The organism is Ferrovum sp. (assembly GCF_027317285.1).
Classification (GTDB): domain Bacteria; phylum Pseudomonadota; class Gammaproteobacteria; order Burkholderiales; family Ferrovaceae; genus Ferrovum.
On sequence record NZ_DAHVHV010000174.1, the window covers coordinates 1 to 513 of the forward strand.

The window sequence follows — 513 nt, forward strand, 5'->3', positions numbered from 1 at the left end:
GAGCAATACGCCATTGTCGGGGGGATCATCTGTGGTCAGGGCTTGCTCGACTCGTTTGTGACTTCGATCCGGGTAGAACAGGAAACAGATTTCCTGGTGTTCTCCGAAGACCGGCCAGAAGTATCCCGTCTTCATCTGTCCTGTGCCGGTACGCCCTGCCTTGATGGGAGTTTCATCCATGGCCTTGACCCGGGAGCGACGGATCGATTCCAGTTGGGCGTCATGGATGGGATTGAGCAGGGTCAGTGCTGCGTGAGCGATCTGGGTGAGCCAAGGGCGGCTGACGGTAATGCCACTGTTGAGCAGACGCTGATGCTGGCGATGCAGAGGACTATGGTAGAGGAATTTATCCTCGATCAACCCTGCCATGAAACTGACATCAGCCCGACTACCGTCGAGGACCCCTTGGGGCGCTGGGGCACAGGAGAGGGTTTCCGTTTCCTTGATCTTGATGACGGGGCGCACATACTTGAGGATCACATAACTACCGGGACGCTGGGCCAGGCTGGTCTC

The 513-nt window shown here is 57.3% G+C and carries 1 protein-coding gene; it reads right to left on the minus strand.

All coding sequences use genetic code 11. The annotated features are described in order from the left end of the window. Positions 1 to 513: IS66 family transposase (locus M6F29_RS12180; RefSeq protein WP_298160330.1), on the minus strand; the 513-nt coding region annotated here is incomplete at both ends.